The sequence below is a fragment of the Serratia sp. G204Y genome (assembly GCF_051172435.1).
In the GTDB taxonomy this organism is placed as follows: Bacteria; Pseudomonadota; Gammaproteobacteria; order Enterobacterales; family Enterobacteriaceae; genus Serratia; species Serratia sarumanii.
Genome location: NZ_JBPIZA010000005.1, coordinates 72,088 through 85,445, shown reverse-complemented (window position 1 = coordinate 85,445; position 13,358 = coordinate 72,088). Strand labels below are relative to the sequence as shown.

The following is a 13,358-nucleotide window of genomic DNA, read 5'->3' as shown; positions in this document are numbered from 1 at the left end:
TATGTCGAACATTGAGTTGCAACCGGGCTTCGATTTTCAGCAGGCCGGCAAAGAAGTGCTTCAGATAGAGCGTGAAGGGCTGGCTCAGCTCGACAGCTACATCAACGCAGACTTCACCCGCGCCTGCGAAACGATCGCCGCCTGCGGCGGCAAAGTGGTGGTGATGGGCATGGGCAAATCCGGCCATATCGGCTGCAAGATCGCCGCGACCTTCGCCAGCACCGGCACCCCCTCATTCTTCGTTCACCCGGCGGAGGCCAGCCATGGCGATTTGGGCATGGTCACCCCACAGGACATCGTGCTCGCCATCTCCAACTCCGGCGAGTCCAGCGAGATCCTGGCGCTGATCCCGGTATTGAAACGCCAGCAGATCACCCTCATCTGTATGACCAACAATCCGGAAAGCTCGATGGGCAAGGCGGCGGATATCCACCTGTGCATCAAGGTGCCGCAGGAAGCCTGCCCGCTGGGGCTGGCGCCGACCACCAGCACCACCGCCACGCTGGTGATGGGCGATGCGCTGGCCGTCGCGCTGCTGAAAGCGCGCGGTTTCACGCAGGAAGATTTCGCGCTGTCGCATCCGGGCGGCGCACTCGGCCGCAAACTGCTGCTGCGGGTTAGCGATATCATGCACAGCGGCGACGAAATGCCCCACGTCAGTGCCGACGCCTCGTTGCGCGACGCGCTGCTGGAAATTACCCGCAAAAATCTGGGCCTGACGGTTGTCTGCGACGATTTGATGAAAATCGCCGGCATCTTCACCGACGGCGACCTGCGCCGGGTATTCGACATGGGCATCAACCTGCACGAGGCGAAGATCGCCGATGTCATGACGCCGGGCGGCGTACGGGTGCGCCCCAACATCCTGGCGGTCGATGCATTGAACCTGATGCAACAACGCCACATCACCGCGCTGCTGGTTGCCGATGGCGACCAGTTGCTGGGTGTGGTACATATGCATGACATGCTGCGCGCCGGCGTCGTTTAATTAAGGAATAGAACGGAATGGGTATGGTAGAAACCTGCTACGGGCCGGTAGAACAAGAGGTTATGGCGCGTGCCGGGAACATCCGCCTGTTGATTTGCGACGTTGACGGCGTGCTGTCGGACGGCCTGATCTTCATGGGCAACAACGGTGAAGAATTGAAAGCGTTCAACGTGCGCGACGGCTACGGCATCCGCTGCTTGAAAACCTCGGACATCGAGGTGGCGATCATCACCGGTCGCTCCGCCAAGCTGCTGGAAGACCGCGCGCAGACGCTCGGTATCACCCATCTGTATCAGGGGCAATCCGATAAGCTTTTGGCCTTCCGCGAACTGTTGGATAAACTGTCGTTAACGGCGGATCAGGTCGCCTATATCGGCGATGACCTGATCGACTGGCCGGTAATGGCGCAGGTCGGCCTGGCGGTCGCGGTGGCGGACGCCCACCCGCTGCTGACGCCGCGCGCCCACTACGTCACCCGCATTGCCGGCGGCCGCGGCGCGGTGCGCGAACTGTGCGACATCATTCTTTTGGCTCAAAATAAGCTGGAGGACGCCAAAGGGCTGTCGATATGAGTAAAACCAAACTGTGGATCACCATCCTGTTGACGGTGATCGTTCTGGCGCTGATCGGCTGGAACATGACGGATTTTAGCGACGACACGGCCCCTGGCCCGGTCAACGATAAGGATCCGACCTACCAGAGCCAGCACACGGTCACCGTGGTGTACAACCCGGCCGGCAAGCTGAATTACAAACTGGTGGCGGAAGACGCGAAGTATTACACCGCCGGCGAGCTGAGCTGGTTCACCCAGCCGGTGATGACGCTGTTCGATGAGAATGCGGTGGCCACCTGGTCAGTTCGCGCCGATCGCGCCAAACTGACTAAAGACCGGATGCTGTATCTGTATGGTCACGTCGAGGTAAACAGCCTGACCACCACCTCGCAGCTGGAAAAAATTAAGACGGACAACGCTCAGGTAAACCTGGTCACCCAGGACGTCACCTCCGATGACGAAGTCACGATTTACGGGACCAATTTTACCTCTAACGGCATGAAAATGCGTGGGAACCTGCGGACCAAAACCGCTGAGCTGATTGATAAGGTTAAGACCAACTATGAAATTCAGAACCAAAAACCAACTCCGTAACCTGTTGCTCGGCAGCTTAGTTTTGGCCGCCAGCGCCCCCGCTCTGGCGCTGAAATCCGACTCCAGCCAGCCGGTCAGCATCGACTCGCTCAAGCAGTCGTTGGACATGCAGAGCAACGTCAGCACCTTCACCGACAACGTGGTGATCAAGCAAGGCACCATCGATATTCGCGCCGACAAGGTGGTGGTCACCCGCCCGGGCGGAGATCAGAATAAGACCTATATTGAAGCGTTCGGCAACCCGGTAACCTTCTACCAGATGCAGGACAGCGGCAAGCCGGTCAAAGGCCACGCGCAGAAAGTGCGTTACGACGTGGCGACCCAGCTGGTGACCCTGACGGGCAACGCCTATCTGGAGCAGCTCGACAGCAACGTGAAAGGCGATCGCATCACCTATCTGGTGCAACAGCAGCAAATGCAGGCGTTTAGCGACAAAGGCAAACGCGTGACAACGGTTCTGGTACCGTCGCAGTTGCAAGACAAAAACGAGCAGAAAAAGAGTAACTAATCACTTATGGCAACACTCATCGCAGAAAACCTGGCGAAAGCCTACAAGGGCCGTAAAGTTGTCGAAGACGTCAGCCTGAAAGTGAAATCCGGCGAGATCGTCGGCCTGCTCGGGCCGAACGGCGCCGGTAAAACCACCACCTTCTACATGGTGGTCGGCATCGTGCCACGCGACGCCGGGCGCATCGTGATCGACGAAGAAGACATCAGTCTGCTGCCGCTGCACGCCCGCGCGCGCCGCGGCATCGGTTACCTGCCGCAGGAAGCCTCGATCTTCCGCCGCCTGAGCGTGTACGACAACCTGATGGCGGTGCTGGAGATTCGCCCCGACCTCACCAGCGAACAGCGCGAAGACCGCGCCAAGGAGCTGATGGAAGAGTTCCATATCTCCCATCTGCGCGACAGCCTCGGCCAGGCGCTGTCCGGCGGTGAGCGTCGCCGTGTCGAAATCGCCCGCGCGCTGGCGGCCAACCCGAAATTCATACTGCTGGACGAACCCTTCGCCGGGGTGGATCCGATCTCCGTTATCGATATCAAGAAAATCATCGAGCACCTGCGTGACAGCGGCCTGGGCGTGCTGATCACCGACCACAACGTGCGCGAGACGCTGGACGTGTGTGAACGCGCCTACATCGTCAGCCAGGGCAAACTGATTGCTCACGGCACGCCGGATGCTATTCTGGCCGACGAGCAGGTTAAACGCGTTTATCTGGGCGAAGAGTTCCGCCTCTAAGCGCCGGCGCGCCCTGCGGGGCGACACCGTTAACGGAAGTAGACAGAAAACTATGAAGCAAGGTTTGCAACTCAGGCTCAGCCAACAGCTGGCCATGACTCCTCAGCTCCAGCAGGCGATCCGCCTGCTGCAGTTGTCCACGCTTGAGCTTCAGCAAGAGATCCAGCTGGCGCTGGAGAGCAATCCGCTGCTTGAACAGACCGATCTGCACGACGAAATCGACGCCAAAGAAACCCAGGAGACCGAGGGGCTCGATACCCGCGAGGCGCTGGAACAGAAAGACATGCCGGAAGAGCTGCCGCTGGACGCCACCTGGGATGAGATCTACACCGCCGGCACGCCGTCCGGCACCGGCACCGACTACAGCGACGACGAACTGCCGGTCTATCAGGGCGAGACCACCCAAACGCTGCAGGATTACCTGATGTGGCAGGTGGATCTGACGCCGTTCTCCGATACCGACGCCGCCATCGCCACCTCCATCGTCGACGCGGTGGACGACACCGGCTATCTCACGGTGCCGCTGGAAGACATTCTGGAAAGCCTGGGCGACGAGAACGTGACCCTCGAGGAAATCGAGGCGGTATTGAAGCGCGTGCAGCGTTTCGATCCGATCGGCGTCGCCGCGCGCGATCTGCGCGATTGCCTGCTGGTGCAGCTCTCCCAATACGCCAAAGACACCCCTTACCTGGCCGAAGCGCGGCTGATCATCAGCGACCATCTGGATCTGTTGGCCAACCACGACTTTCGCAGCCTGATGCGATCAACCCGGCTAAAAGAAGATACACTGAAAGAAGCGATGCTGCTGATTCAGTCGCTCGATCCGCGCCCGGGGCAGTCGATCAATACCGGCGAGTCGGAATACGTGATCCCGGACGTGCTGGTGCGCAAGACGCAGAACAAATGGACGGTCGAGCTCAACGGCGACAGCGTGCCGCGTTTGAAGATCAATCAGCAGTACGCCGCGCTGGGCAACAGCGCCCGCAGCGAAGCCGACGGCCAGTTTATCCGCAGCAACCTGCAGGAAGCCAAGTGGCTGATTAAAAGCCTGGAGAGCCGCAACGAGACGCTGCTGAAGGTCACCCGCTGCATCGTCAGCCAACAGCAGGCGTTCTTCGAGCAAGGCGAAGAGTTTATGAAACCCATGGTGCTGGCGGATATCGCCCAGGCCGTGGAGATGCATGAATCGACGATCTCGCGCGTCACCACGCAGAAGTTTCTGCACAGCCCGCGCGGCATTTTTGAATTGAAGTATTTCTTCTCCAGCCACGTGAATACCGACAGCGGCGGCGAAGCCTCCTCGACGGCGATCCGCGCGTTGGTGAAGAAATTGATTGCGGCGGAAAACCCCGCCAAGCCACTCAGCGACAGCAAGCTAGCCACCCTGCTCGCCGATCAGGGGATCATCGTGGCGCGGCGCACCGTCGCCAAGTACCGAGAGTCTTTGTCCATCCCGCCGTCGAACCAGCGTAAACAGTTGGTTTGACCTCTATTGAGAAGGAAGACACTATGCAGCTCAACATTACCGGACACCACATCGAAATCACCGATCCGTTGCGCGAGTTCGTGAACAACAAGTTCGCCAAACTCGAACAGTATTTTGATCGCATCAATCAGGTGTATGTTGTATTAAGTGTGGAAAAAGTGCAGCAAATTGCGGAAGCAACGGTGCACGTGAATGGAGGCGAGTTGCACGCCACCTCGGAAGACGAGAATATGTATGCCGCAATTGATACGCTGATCGACAAATTGGCACGTCAATTGAACAAACATAAAGACAAATTGAAGCAACACTGACACCCTAACCCACTCCATGAGGCGGCATCCGTCGCCGCCTCGCCCTTCGGCGCGTGACCCGCATGGGTGACGCGCCGAACGGTAATCAGGGTTAAAACCGACGAAAAACCGCCTTGCCGGGTGCGCCCGGCGGCGCGGTTTTAAGTGAAGATGAGATGAACAACGAATATATGCAATTAAGCTCGGTGTTAAACATCGAGTGCACCAAAAGCTCGGTACACTGCACCAGCAAGAAGCGGGCTTTGGAAATTATCAGCGAACTGGCCGCCAAACAGCTCAATCTGCCTTCGCAGGTGGTGTTTGACGCGGTTCTCACCCGGGAGCGCATGGGCAGCACCGGTATCGGCAACGGTATCGCCATTCCCCACGGCAAACTGGAAGAGGACACACTGCGGGCCGTTGGCGTGTTTATCCGTCTCGACCAACCCATCGCTTTCGACGCTATCGACAACCAGCCGGTCGACCTGCTGTTCGCGCTGCTGGTGCCTGCCGATCAGTGCAAAACCCATTTGCATACCCTGTCGCTGGTCGCCAAACGCCTGGCCGACAAAACCGTATGCCGCCGCCTGCGCGCCGCGCAAAGCGACGAAGAACTTTACCAAATCATCACCGAGTAATGTCCGGCCGGCGTGACTTCCAGCCCGGATAACGTTACTGTTTCACGATGATGGATCCGGCCTCGGCCGGAATAACAAAGTTTCCACCGGTGGCGATGAACGCCGCCGCGATGCCAGGGGAGTTGCCACATGGTGCTGATGATTGTCAGCGGCCGTTCCGGTTCCGGAAAATCCGTCGCCTTGCGGGCGCTGGAAGACATGGGTTTTTACTGCGTTGACAACCTGCCGGTGGTGCTGCTGCCGCAACTCGCCAATACGCTGGCGGAACGCAATATCTCCGCGGCGGTCAGCATCGACGTGCGCAACATGCCGGAATCGCCGGAAGTGTTCGAATACGCGATGACTCAGCTGCCAGACAGCTTCTCGCCGCAGCTGCTGTTCCTCGACGCCGATCGCAACACGCTGATCCGCCGTTACAGCGACACCCGCCGCCTGCACCCGCTCTCCAGCAAAAACCTGTCGCTGGAAAGCGCCATCGACGAAGAGAGCGATCTGCTCGAACCGCTGCGCTCGCGGGCTGACCTGATTATCGACACCTCGGAAATGTCGGTGCACGAGCTGGCCGAAATGCTGCGCACCCGCCTGCTGGGCAAGCGTGAGCGCGAGCTGACCATGGTGTTCGAATCCTTCGGCTTCAAGCACGGCATCCCGATCGACGCCGACTACGTGTTCGACGTGCGCTTCCTGCCGAACCCGCACTGGGATCCGAAGCTGCGGCCGATGACCGGTCTGGATAAGCCGGTCGCGTCGTTCCTCGATCGCCATACCGAAGTGCACAACTTCATCTACCAGACCCGCAGCTACCTGGAGCAATGGCTGCCGATGCTGGAAACCAACAACCGCAGCTACCTGACGGTCGCCATCGGCTGTACCGGCGGCAAGCACCGCTCGGTGTACGTGGCGGAACAGCTGGCCGATTACTTCCGCTCGCGCGGCAAGAACGTGCAGTCGCGCCACCGCACGCTGGAAAAGCGCAAACAATGACGGTCAAACAGACGGTTGAAATCAAAAACAAGCTGGGCATGCACGCGCGCCCGGCGATGAAACTGTTCGAGCTGGTGCAAAGCTTCGACGCCGAAGTGATGCTGCGCAACGAAAGCGGCACCGAAGCCGAGGCCAGCAGCGTCATCGCGCTGCTGATGCTGGACTCCGCCCAGGGCCGGCATATCGAAGTCGAAGCGACCGGCCCCGACGAAGTCAACGCACTGGAGGCGGTCGTCGAGCTGTTCAACTCCGGGTTTGATGAAGATTAGCCGCTGAGCCCAATCCCCCATATCCTCTCCCACTCAGCTCCGGCTCAGGCAGTCCAGCGCCACCGCTTTAAAGCTGTCGAAGCTGTCGCTGCTCAGCAGGAGGCTCATTGAGCGTTCACGCACGAAGGTGACGAACAGCTCGTAGATCGCCATCGCCTCTTCATAGTCGCTCTTGCTGATCGCCAGCAGGAAAATCACGTGCGCGACCTCGCCTTCTCCCCAGGCGACGCCCTGCGGCGCCAGCAGCGTCACCACCACGGTCTTTTTGGCCAGCAGCCCCAGCGAGTGCGGCAGCGCGATGCCCTCGCCCAGCAAGGTGGAGACGATCGCCTCGCGTTCGACCACCGACGGATAAAAGTCCGCGCCGACGTACCCTTCCCGCTCCAGCTGGCCGCACACCCGGCTGAACAGTTCCGCCTGCGTCAGCGGCTCGTTGAGCACCATGAAATGCTCGGCGTCGAAAAACTTCTCCAGCATGTACGGTCGGGTGCGATCCACCAGCACCAGCTTGCCCAGCTGCTCCAGCTGGTAATCGGTTGGGAACGGCGACATCACCACCACCGGCTTGTTCTTTTCGCCGATGCGGGCGGTGGAAATCACGAAGTCTTCGTCGATATGCGCAAGCATCTCGTAATCGCGCAGCGAGACGATGCGCGTCATCACCAACTGCGGATACTTACGCGCAATCTGCGCCTGGATCATGCGCACCGTCGAGTTGCCGGTATCGCACACCAGCATCACCTGCGGGTGGCGTTCATAACCGATGTTGTAATGCCGCTCCAGCCCCACGCCGATGTGCAGCACCAGGTAGCCTATCTCATTCTCGCTCAGGGTATAGGGGGTGTATTTGCCCCAGCTGGAGACCGCCGCCAGCGTCACGTCGTAAGCCATCGGATAGTGCTGCTTGATGTTGGCCAACAGCGGATTGGGGATATTGATCTGGTATTTCACCCGCGTAATCATGGTCTTGATATGGGTGAGCAGATCGGCCCGCAGCTGCTCGTCGCCCTGCAGGTTGTAGTTATAGTGTGCGTTGATGTAGGACAGGATGTAGTCCACCAGCGCTTCTTCATCGTCGGCGTTGATCTCGGTCGGCTGCACGTCCTGCACGCGCCGCGCGGCGATATTGACCCGCAGATAGGCCTCTTCGGCCATCGAGATCTCTTTGCCGGAGGCCGAACGCAGTTCCGCCGCCAGGCGGGTCGATACCTGGCGCACCGCGTCGTCGCCGTCTTCCACCTCGAAGTCCGGCAGCGGATAGCCGTCGTTGATGCGCCGCAGCGCCACCGCGCAGTAGAAGATCAGGTACTGCTCGCCCTCGTCGGTCAGGCGAATGGCGTATTGCGACAGCAGCGGGTGCAGCAATCCGGCGAACGCCGCTACCTGCGGCTGCAGCAGGATCTCGTTGTTGAGCAGCGGGTTCTCGGCGTCGGCCAGCTGCAGTTGGAACAGCAGATCGGTCAGGCAGGCGCGGATCGCCATCTCCGTGCCGAACAGCTTCATGCCGTAACGCGGCTTGGTTTCAATCGTCAATTGATAGTGCGCCAGACGCTCTCTCACCTCAGCCATGTCGTTTTGCAACGTACCGCGGCTGACGAACCACTCGTCGGCCAGATCTTCCAGTTTAAGGGAGAAGGCTGAGGTCAAAAAACGCACCAGCAGATAATGCACACGCTCCTGCGCGCTGCGCGGGGTGGCATGCTTGCGGCGCTCCTGATGCTGCAGGGCGCTGAACAGCGCGGCGTTATCGACCTGCAGGCGATAGCCGGCCCCGCGGTTATGCACGAAACGCGCGCCGTATTTGTCCAGAATCTCGTTCAGCGCGGTGATGTCCGCCCGCACCGTGCGGGTGGACACGGCGAAACGCTTCGCCAGCTCATCCTGCGGCAAAGTCTCGGTTTGCAAAGCATCGAACAAGTAAGCCAAACGCGGGTAAGGAAATCGCACCATTCTGTGTCCGTCAATCAGGCGACCCGCCCGGCGAACCGGGCGGGCCACGGGTTACTTCGGCGGCGGCAGAAACGCCATTTGCGAGGGGCTGCCGATCGGCAGATAGCCGCCCACAACGCTGAGTTTGCCGTCCGTCGGGTTTACGCTGAAGCGGGTGATGTTATCGCTGCGCTGGTTCAACGCATACAGATAGCGGCCATCCGGGCTCAGCGCCAGCGAACGCGGGTAATCGCCGCGCGTCCAGGTTTCCGCCACCGGCTTCAACTCACCGCCGGCGCCCACGCTGAACTGGGCAATGCTGTTATGCAGCCGGTTGGCGACGTACAGCGTGTCGCCGTTCTTGCTGAGCGCCAGCCCCGAAGCGAAGCTGGTGCCCTGATAGTCGGCGGGCAGCGCGGAAACCGCATGCAGTTGTTTCAGAGTACCTTTTTGGCGATCAAAACGGTAGCTGGTCAACGTCGAGGCCTCTTCGTTCACCAGCAGCACGGTTTCGCCGTCCGGATGGAACACAAAGTGACGCGGACCCGCGCCGGCGGAAGAGGCGGCGATCCACGGCGGATCGTTCGGCGTCAGCCGGCCGCTCGCGGCGTCAAAGCGCCATTGGTAGATGCGATCCAACCCCAGATCGGTGGAGAACACGAACTTGCCGCTCGGATCGCTGGCGATCATATGGGCATGTGGGCCGTTGTGATCGCTGATGGCGAAGCTGCCGTTCACCGCCGCCGCCGGTTTGGCTGCGCCCGCCGGGCCCTGCTGTTGCTGCACCGAGCTGGCGGCGCCCAGGCTGCCGTCCGCTTCGATCGGGAAAGCCGCCACGCTGCCGCTGACGTAATTGGCCACCAGCAGATGGCGCCCGTCCGGCGTCGATGAGAGATACACCGGCCCCGCTCCCTGCGAATCCACCTGGTTGAGCTGCGTCAGGCCGCCGTCGGCCGGATTGACCCGGTAAGCGGTGATGCCGCCGTGCTTGCCGCCGTTGAAATCGGCCACTTCGCTGGCGACATACAGCGTCTTGCCATCGGCGCCCAGCGTCAGCTGCGCCGGATTCGGCACTTTGCTGACCAGCGTAGTGTGACTCAGCGCGCCGCTGGCCGGATCGACCTGCACCCGGTAAACGCCTTCGCCGTTGGGATTGTAGGTGCCGATATAGGCGAAATGAGATGACGTGGAATTCATTGCATCCTCAGCATGCAGCGCCGGGCCGGTCACGGCCAGCAGCGCCAGGAACAACGCGGTGCGTCGGGTTGGAGCCTGCCAGTTTCGCATAGTTATCCTCAGACCTGAGTATAGGTAACGGCGCGGCATGCCGCGCCAGGGGAAAGCCTTCGCCTCCCAGCCTTTACCTCATCCCATTGCGCGTTCAGCCCACCAGCTTTTTGGTCATCGCCAGCAGGGTTTTCACGTCCTGTGGGCGCGTGTCGCCGCTGGCGGCGTCGATGATCGAACTGTAGATATGCGGGATCACGCGTTTCACGCCGGCCGCCAGCGCGATCTCGACGATCGGCTCGTAGTTCTCCAGATCGATGCCGCCGGTCGGCTCCAGCATAAAGTCATGCTCGGCGCAGGCCTTGGCTACGTACTGATATTCGTCCTTGCACTTCAGGCCGCCCATCGGGAAATACTTGATGGAGCTGCCGCCCATGTCTTTCAGCAGGGCGATGGCGGTTTCCACCGGCACGATGCCGTCCGGCGCCGCGGCGCTCAATGGGCCGGTAGAGATCTTCACCCAACCGACGCGGCCGGTTGGCGACACCAGGCCGTTGACCACGCTGTCGTTCTGGCCCAGCAGCGCGCGGCTGGCGCCAACGCCGGTAAACACCTGGTTGACGTGCTGCGGCTGCACCTGCTGAGCGATCAGGCTGACCATCGCCGACTGCTTCGGATCGCCGGCGCCCAGGCCGACCGAGAGCGCGTTGTCGATCAGGCGCGCATAGCGCAGCATGTCGGTCACCGCGCTGTCGACGTCCGGGTAGTTCTTGGAGAGCACGCCCACCAGCACATGGCCTTCCGCCGCGGCGTAGATGTCCTGCGCATTGGCTTTGGAGCCGGCCAGCACGTTCAGGCAGACGCGGTCGCGATAGTAGTTAGGCTGCAGCTTCATGCTTGTTTCTCCGTAAACAGGTTCTTGATACAGCTAAAGACGGTCATCAGCTGTTGCTCATCGACGCTGCGCACGTCGACCTCAATCTTGCCCTCGTTGGCCTTGTAGCCGCGGAAGTAGATGGCGATGTCGCCGGTTTTCAGCGCCTGGACGATGTCATAGGTCGACCGCCCCAGCACCGCTTCGTCGAAGGCGATCTCGGCGCGGGCGATATCGCGGCCGGCGCTGTCCCAGACGGTTCTGGCGCTGACGCCGGTCAGGGTGTTGAGGCTGTCGAGGAACGGCGTCATCCGCGCCACCATCTGTTGCCCGGTGGTTTTCTCAAGCGTCAGATAGCTTTCGATCGCCTGCGTCAGGCCGAGGATGCCCTCTTTGCCGACCTTCATCGCCCGGCCGATGCCGCCGGACTGCAGCTTCACCCACTCGACGTACTGTTTCTTGCCGATAACCAGGCCGCTGGTCGGCCCCTCGATGGCTTTGGCGCCGCTGTAGATCACCAGATCGGCTCCCATCTGGTAATAACACATCAGATCTTCTTCCGCCGCGGCGTCGACGATCAGCGGCAGGTTATGCTTGCGCGCCACCACCGCCGCCTGTTCGACGGACAGAATGCTTTTCTGCACGCAGTGGTGCGATTTGACGTACAGGATCGCCGCCGTCTGCGGCGTGATGCAGGCTTCAATCTGCTCCGGCGAACATTCGTTGGCGTAGCCCGCTTCCACCACCTTGCCGCCGCCCAGCGCCACCATGGTGTCCACCGGCGCGCCGAAGTTGACGTTGTGGCCGCGCGGCAGCACGATCTCACGCGGCACGGCGATCGGCGCCGAGTGCAGGTTCACCAACAGATTGGCGTTATCTTTGACGATCACCGCCGCCACCGACTGGGCGATGCCCGCCGAGGCGCAGGAAACGATCACCGCGTCCTCCACGTTGAGCAGATCGGCGATGTAGGCGCCGGTCTTGTTGACCAGATCCTTGATTTCGAAATAGTGATTCAGGCCGTAGTCAACGGCGTCGATCACATCCTGGCGCGGCGTGGAAACGCCGAGAATGGTCATGCGGCCGGAGGTGTTGATCACCTGCTTCAAACCGTATTTTTCATAAATCGAAGACATGGCTTGCCTCCCCTTGTTCGGTTAATAGGATTTCCCCGGCCACCACCGCGGCCAGCGGCACCAACAGCTGTTCGCCCTCGGCGGTTTGCCCTTCGGCGTCGGCGAACACCTGCGGTTCGCGGCGCAGTTCAAACAGCGTGAAATCGGCGTCATAGCCCGGCTCCAGCCGCCCTTTGCCGCTGAGCTGCAGCGCCGACGCGGCGTTCTCCGTCACGCAGGCGATCACCTGCGGCAGCGTCAGGCCGACGCTGAAAAATTTGGACATCACCGTCGCCAGGCTGTGCACCGGCCCGTTTATGCGGTTGCGGCAGTAAATATCGGAGCTGATGGTGTGCGGCAAAATGCCCAGCTTGATCGCCTGGCGCGCCACCTCGAAGCTGAAGCTGGCGGTGCCGTGCCCCACGTCGAGCAACACGCCGCGCCGCAGCGCGCGCTGGATCGACTCGCGCAGCGTGCCCGCCGGCGTCAGAATGCGGTTCGGTTTGCCGTTGTAGCAGTGGGTGATGATGTCGCCACGGGTCAGCAGATCGGCGATCTCGTCCAGATCCGGCGGGTTGTTGCCGATATGCACCATCAGCGGCAGCTGGCGGTTTTCCCGCTGGATCTCTTTGGCCAACACCAGCGGCCGGGTGCCGTTCTTGCCCACCACACTGCTGCTCATGCGCGCCTTGATGCCGATGATGAAGCCGGGATGATTGGCGATGGCCTGGCCGGCCTCGCGCTTGTCGATGTCCGTCAACTCCGCCAGCTCGTTCTGCCGCAGCAGGCCGATGCGCGAGATGTTGAGGAAGGCGAACACGTTGGTTTTGGCGCTGCGCGTCAGCTGATAAAAGGCGTCGATATCGTCGGCGCCGGTGCTGCCGGCATCGACTACGCTGGTGACGCCGCTGGCGACGCCGACCCGATCCGGCTCGTCATGGTAAATCGGCGAGTCGGGATAGCAGTGCACGTGCGCATCGATCCAACCGGGGCTCAGGCGGCAGTTGCCCGCCAGATCCAGTTGGCGAACGGCGCTGACGTCCGCCGCCAGCCGCCCGACCGAGGCGATTTTGCCGTCTTTCACCGCCAGATCGATCAGCGTGTCGTCCGCCAGTCTGGCGCCTCTGATTACTAAGTCATACATACCGCATTGCTCCTGTTAGCCCGGGCG

At 61.0% G+C, this 13,358-nt stretch carries 15 protein-coding genes; 10 read left to right on the top strand and 5 right to left on the bottom strand.

The genetic code is table 11. The annotated features are described in order from the left end of the window. The first annotated feature begins 1 nt into the window (after nt 1). The 10 genes from kdsD to npr all read left to right on the top strand — a co-directional run bounded on the left by kdsD (nt 2) and on the right by npr (nt 7,042). Nucleotides 2-988 (top strand): arabinose-5-phosphate isomerase KdsD, encoded by a 987-nt coding sequence (gene kdsD, locus ACSBQQ_RS20045; RefSeq protein WP_033648998.1) that lies wholly within the window; start codon nt 2-4, stop codon nt 986-988. A 17-nt stretch (nt 989-1,005) separates the two neighbouring features. Continuing rightward, complete coding sequence (gene kdsC, locus ACSBQQ_RS20040; RefSeq protein ID WP_021505108.1) at nt 1,006-1,560, top strand: 3-deoxy-manno-octulosonate-8-phosphatase KdsC; 555 nt, start codon at nt 1,006-1,008, stop codon at nt 1,558-1,560. Continuing rightward, entirely contained in the window at nt 1,557-2,135 is a 579-nt protein-coding gene (lptC, locus tag ACSBQQ_RS20035) for an LPS export ABC transporter periplasmic protein LptC (protein ID WP_033636134.1), read from the top strand. The genes kdsC and lptC overlap by 4 nt, the downstream gene beginning before the upstream one ends. Next, entirely contained in the window at nt 2,104-2,643 is a 540-nt protein-coding gene (gene lptA / locus ACSBQQ_RS20030) for a lipopolysaccharide ABC transporter substrate-binding protein LptA (RefSeq protein ID WP_004937045.1), read from the top strand. The genes lptC and lptA overlap by 32 nt, the downstream gene beginning before the upstream one ends. Before the next feature lie 6 nt (nt 2,644-2,649). Further along, complete coding sequence (gene lptB / locus ACSBQQ_RS20025) at nt 2,650-3,375, top strand: LPS export ABC transporter ATP-binding protein (RefSeq protein ID WP_004937040.1); 726 nt, start codon at nt 2,650-2,652, stop codon at nt 3,373-3,375. 52 nt (nt 3,376-3,427) lie between these two features. Then, nucleotides 3,428-4,861 (top strand): RNA polymerase factor sigma-54, encoded by a 1,434-nt coding sequence (gene rpoN / locus ACSBQQ_RS20020; RefSeq protein WP_060428849.1) that lies wholly within the window; start codon nt 3,428-3,430, stop codon nt 4,859-4,861. Between the two features lie 23 nt (nt 4,862-4,884). Next, on the top strand, nt 4,885-5,172 hold the full coding sequence (gene hpf, locus ACSBQQ_RS20015; RefSeq protein ID WP_004937038.1) for a ribosome hibernation promoting factor: 288 nt from the start codon (nt 4,885-4,887) through the stop codon (nt 5,170-5,172). 155 nt (nt 5,173-5,327) lie between these two features. Further along, complete coding sequence (ptsN, locus tag ACSBQQ_RS20010; RefSeq protein WP_016930212.1) at nt 5,328-5,789, top strand: PTS IIA-like nitrogen regulatory protein PtsN; 462 nt, start codon at nt 5,328-5,330, stop codon at nt 5,787-5,789. A gap of 129 nt (nt 5,790-5,918) precedes the next feature. After that, on the top strand, nt 5,919-6,773 hold the full coding sequence (gene rapZ, locus ACSBQQ_RS20005) for an RNase adapter RapZ (RefSeq protein ID WP_015379177.1): 855 nt from the start codon (nt 5,919-5,921) through the stop codon (nt 6,771-6,773). Further along, nucleotides 6,770-7,042 carry a PTS phosphocarrier protein NPr gene (gene npr / locus ACSBQQ_RS20000; protein ID WP_033648996.1) on the top strand — a complete coding sequence of 91 codons (273 nt, stop codon included), beginning with the start codon at nt 6,770-6,772 and terminating at the stop codon, nt 7,040-7,042. The genes rapZ and npr overlap by 4 nt, the downstream gene beginning before the upstream one ends. 33 nt (nt 7,043-7,075) lie before the next feature. Here the strand turns inward: npr and ACSBQQ_RS19995 are convergent, their stop codons facing one another. From ACSBQQ_RS19995 to ACSBQQ_RS19975, 5 genes are all read right to left on the bottom strand, one after another. Continuing rightward, entirely contained in the window at nt 7,076-8,992 is a 1,917-nt protein-coding gene (locus ACSBQQ_RS19995; RefSeq protein WP_060426828.1) for a BglG family transcription antiterminator, read from the bottom strand. Nucleotides 8,993-9,043: 51 nt separating this feature from the next. After that, nucleotides 9,044-10,258: a lactonase family protein gene (locus tag ACSBQQ_RS19990; protein ID WP_060426830.1), complete on the bottom strand. Its 1,215-nt coding sequence runs from the start codon at nt 10,256-10,258 to the stop codon at nt 9,044-9,046. 94 nt (nt 10,259-10,352) lie between these two features. Further along, on the bottom strand, nt 10,353-11,093 hold the full coding sequence (gene dagF / locus ACSBQQ_RS19985; protein ID WP_004937022.1) for a 2-dehydro-3-deoxy-phosphogluconate aldolase: 741 nt from the start codon (nt 11,091-11,093) through the stop codon (nt 10,353-10,355). Next, entirely contained in the window at nt 11,090-12,208 is a 1,119-nt protein-coding gene (locus ACSBQQ_RS19980) for a DgaE family pyridoxal phosphate-dependent ammonia lyase (protein WP_033648992.1), read from the bottom strand. The genes dagF and ACSBQQ_RS19980 overlap by 4 nt, the downstream gene beginning before the upstream one ends. Beyond that, nucleotides 12,192-13,331 (bottom strand): amidohydrolase/deacetylase family metallohydrolase, encoded by a 1,140-nt coding sequence (locus ACSBQQ_RS19975; RefSeq protein ID WP_060428847.1) that lies wholly within the window; start codon nt 13,329-13,331, stop codon nt 12,192-12,194. Before ACSBQQ_RS19975 ends, ACSBQQ_RS19980 begins: the two co-directional genes overlap by 17 nt. Between the last annotated feature and the right edge of the window lie 27 nt (nt 13,332-13,358).

What these genes read in the sequence shown, in the direction of transcription:
- kdsD (WP_033648998.1), top strand. Translation starts at nt 2, where the DNA reads ATGTCGAACATTGAGTTGCAACCGGGCTTCGATTTTCAGCAGGCCGGC.
- kdsC (WP_021505108.1), top strand. Translation starts at nt 1,006, where the DNA reads ATGGGTATGGTAGAAACCTGCTACGGGCCGGTAGAACAAGAGGTTATG.
- lptC (WP_033636134.1), top strand. Translation starts at nt 1,557, where the DNA reads ATGAGTAAAACCAAACTGTGGATCACCATCCTGTTGACGGTGATCGTT.
- lptA (WP_004937045.1), top strand. Translation starts at nt 2,104, where the DNA reads ATGAAATTCAGAACCAAAAACCAACTCCGTAACCTGTTGCTCGGCAGC.
- lptB (WP_004937040.1), top strand. Translation starts at nt 2,650, where the DNA reads ATGGCAACACTCATCGCAGAAAACCTGGCGAAAGCCTACAAGGGCCGT.
- rpoN (WP_060428849.1), top strand. Translation starts at nt 3,428, where the DNA reads ATGAAGCAAGGTTTGCAACTCAGGCTCAGCCAACAGCTGGCCATGACT.
- hpf (WP_004937038.1), top strand. Translation starts at nt 4,885, where the DNA reads ATGCAGCTCAACATTACCGGACACCACATCGAAATCACCGATCCGTTG.
- ptsN (WP_016930212.1), top strand. Translation starts at nt 5,328, where the DNA reads ATGAACAACGAATATATGCAATTAAGCTCGGTGTTAAACATCGAGTGC.
- rapZ (WP_015379177.1), top strand. Translation starts at nt 5,919, where the DNA reads ATGGTGCTGATGATTGTCAGCGGCCGTTCCGGTTCCGGAAAATCCGTC.
- npr (WP_033648996.1), top strand. Translation starts at nt 6,770, where the DNA reads ATGACGGTCAAACAGACGGTTGAAATCAAAAACAAGCTGGGCATGCAC.
- ACSBQQ_RS19995 (WP_060426828.1), bottom strand. Translation starts at nt 8,992, where the DNA reads ATGGTGCGATTTCCTTACCCGCGTTTGGCTTACTTGTTCGATGCTTTG.
- ACSBQQ_RS19990 (WP_060426830.1), bottom strand. Translation starts at nt 10,258, where the DNA reads ATGCGAAACTGGCAGGCTCCAACCCGACGCACCGCGTTGTTCCTGGCG.
- dagF (WP_004937022.1), bottom strand. Translation starts at nt 11,093, where the DNA reads ATGAAGCTGCAGCCTAACTACTATCGCGACCGCGTCTGCCTGAACGTG.
- ACSBQQ_RS19980 (WP_033648992.1), bottom strand. Translation starts at nt 12,208, where the DNA reads ATGTCTTCGATTTATGAAAAATACGGTTTGAAGCAGGTGATCAACACC.
- ACSBQQ_RS19975 (WP_060428847.1), bottom strand. Translation starts at nt 13,331, where the DNA reads ATGTATGACTTAGTAATCAGAGGCGCCAGACTGGCGGACGACACGCTG.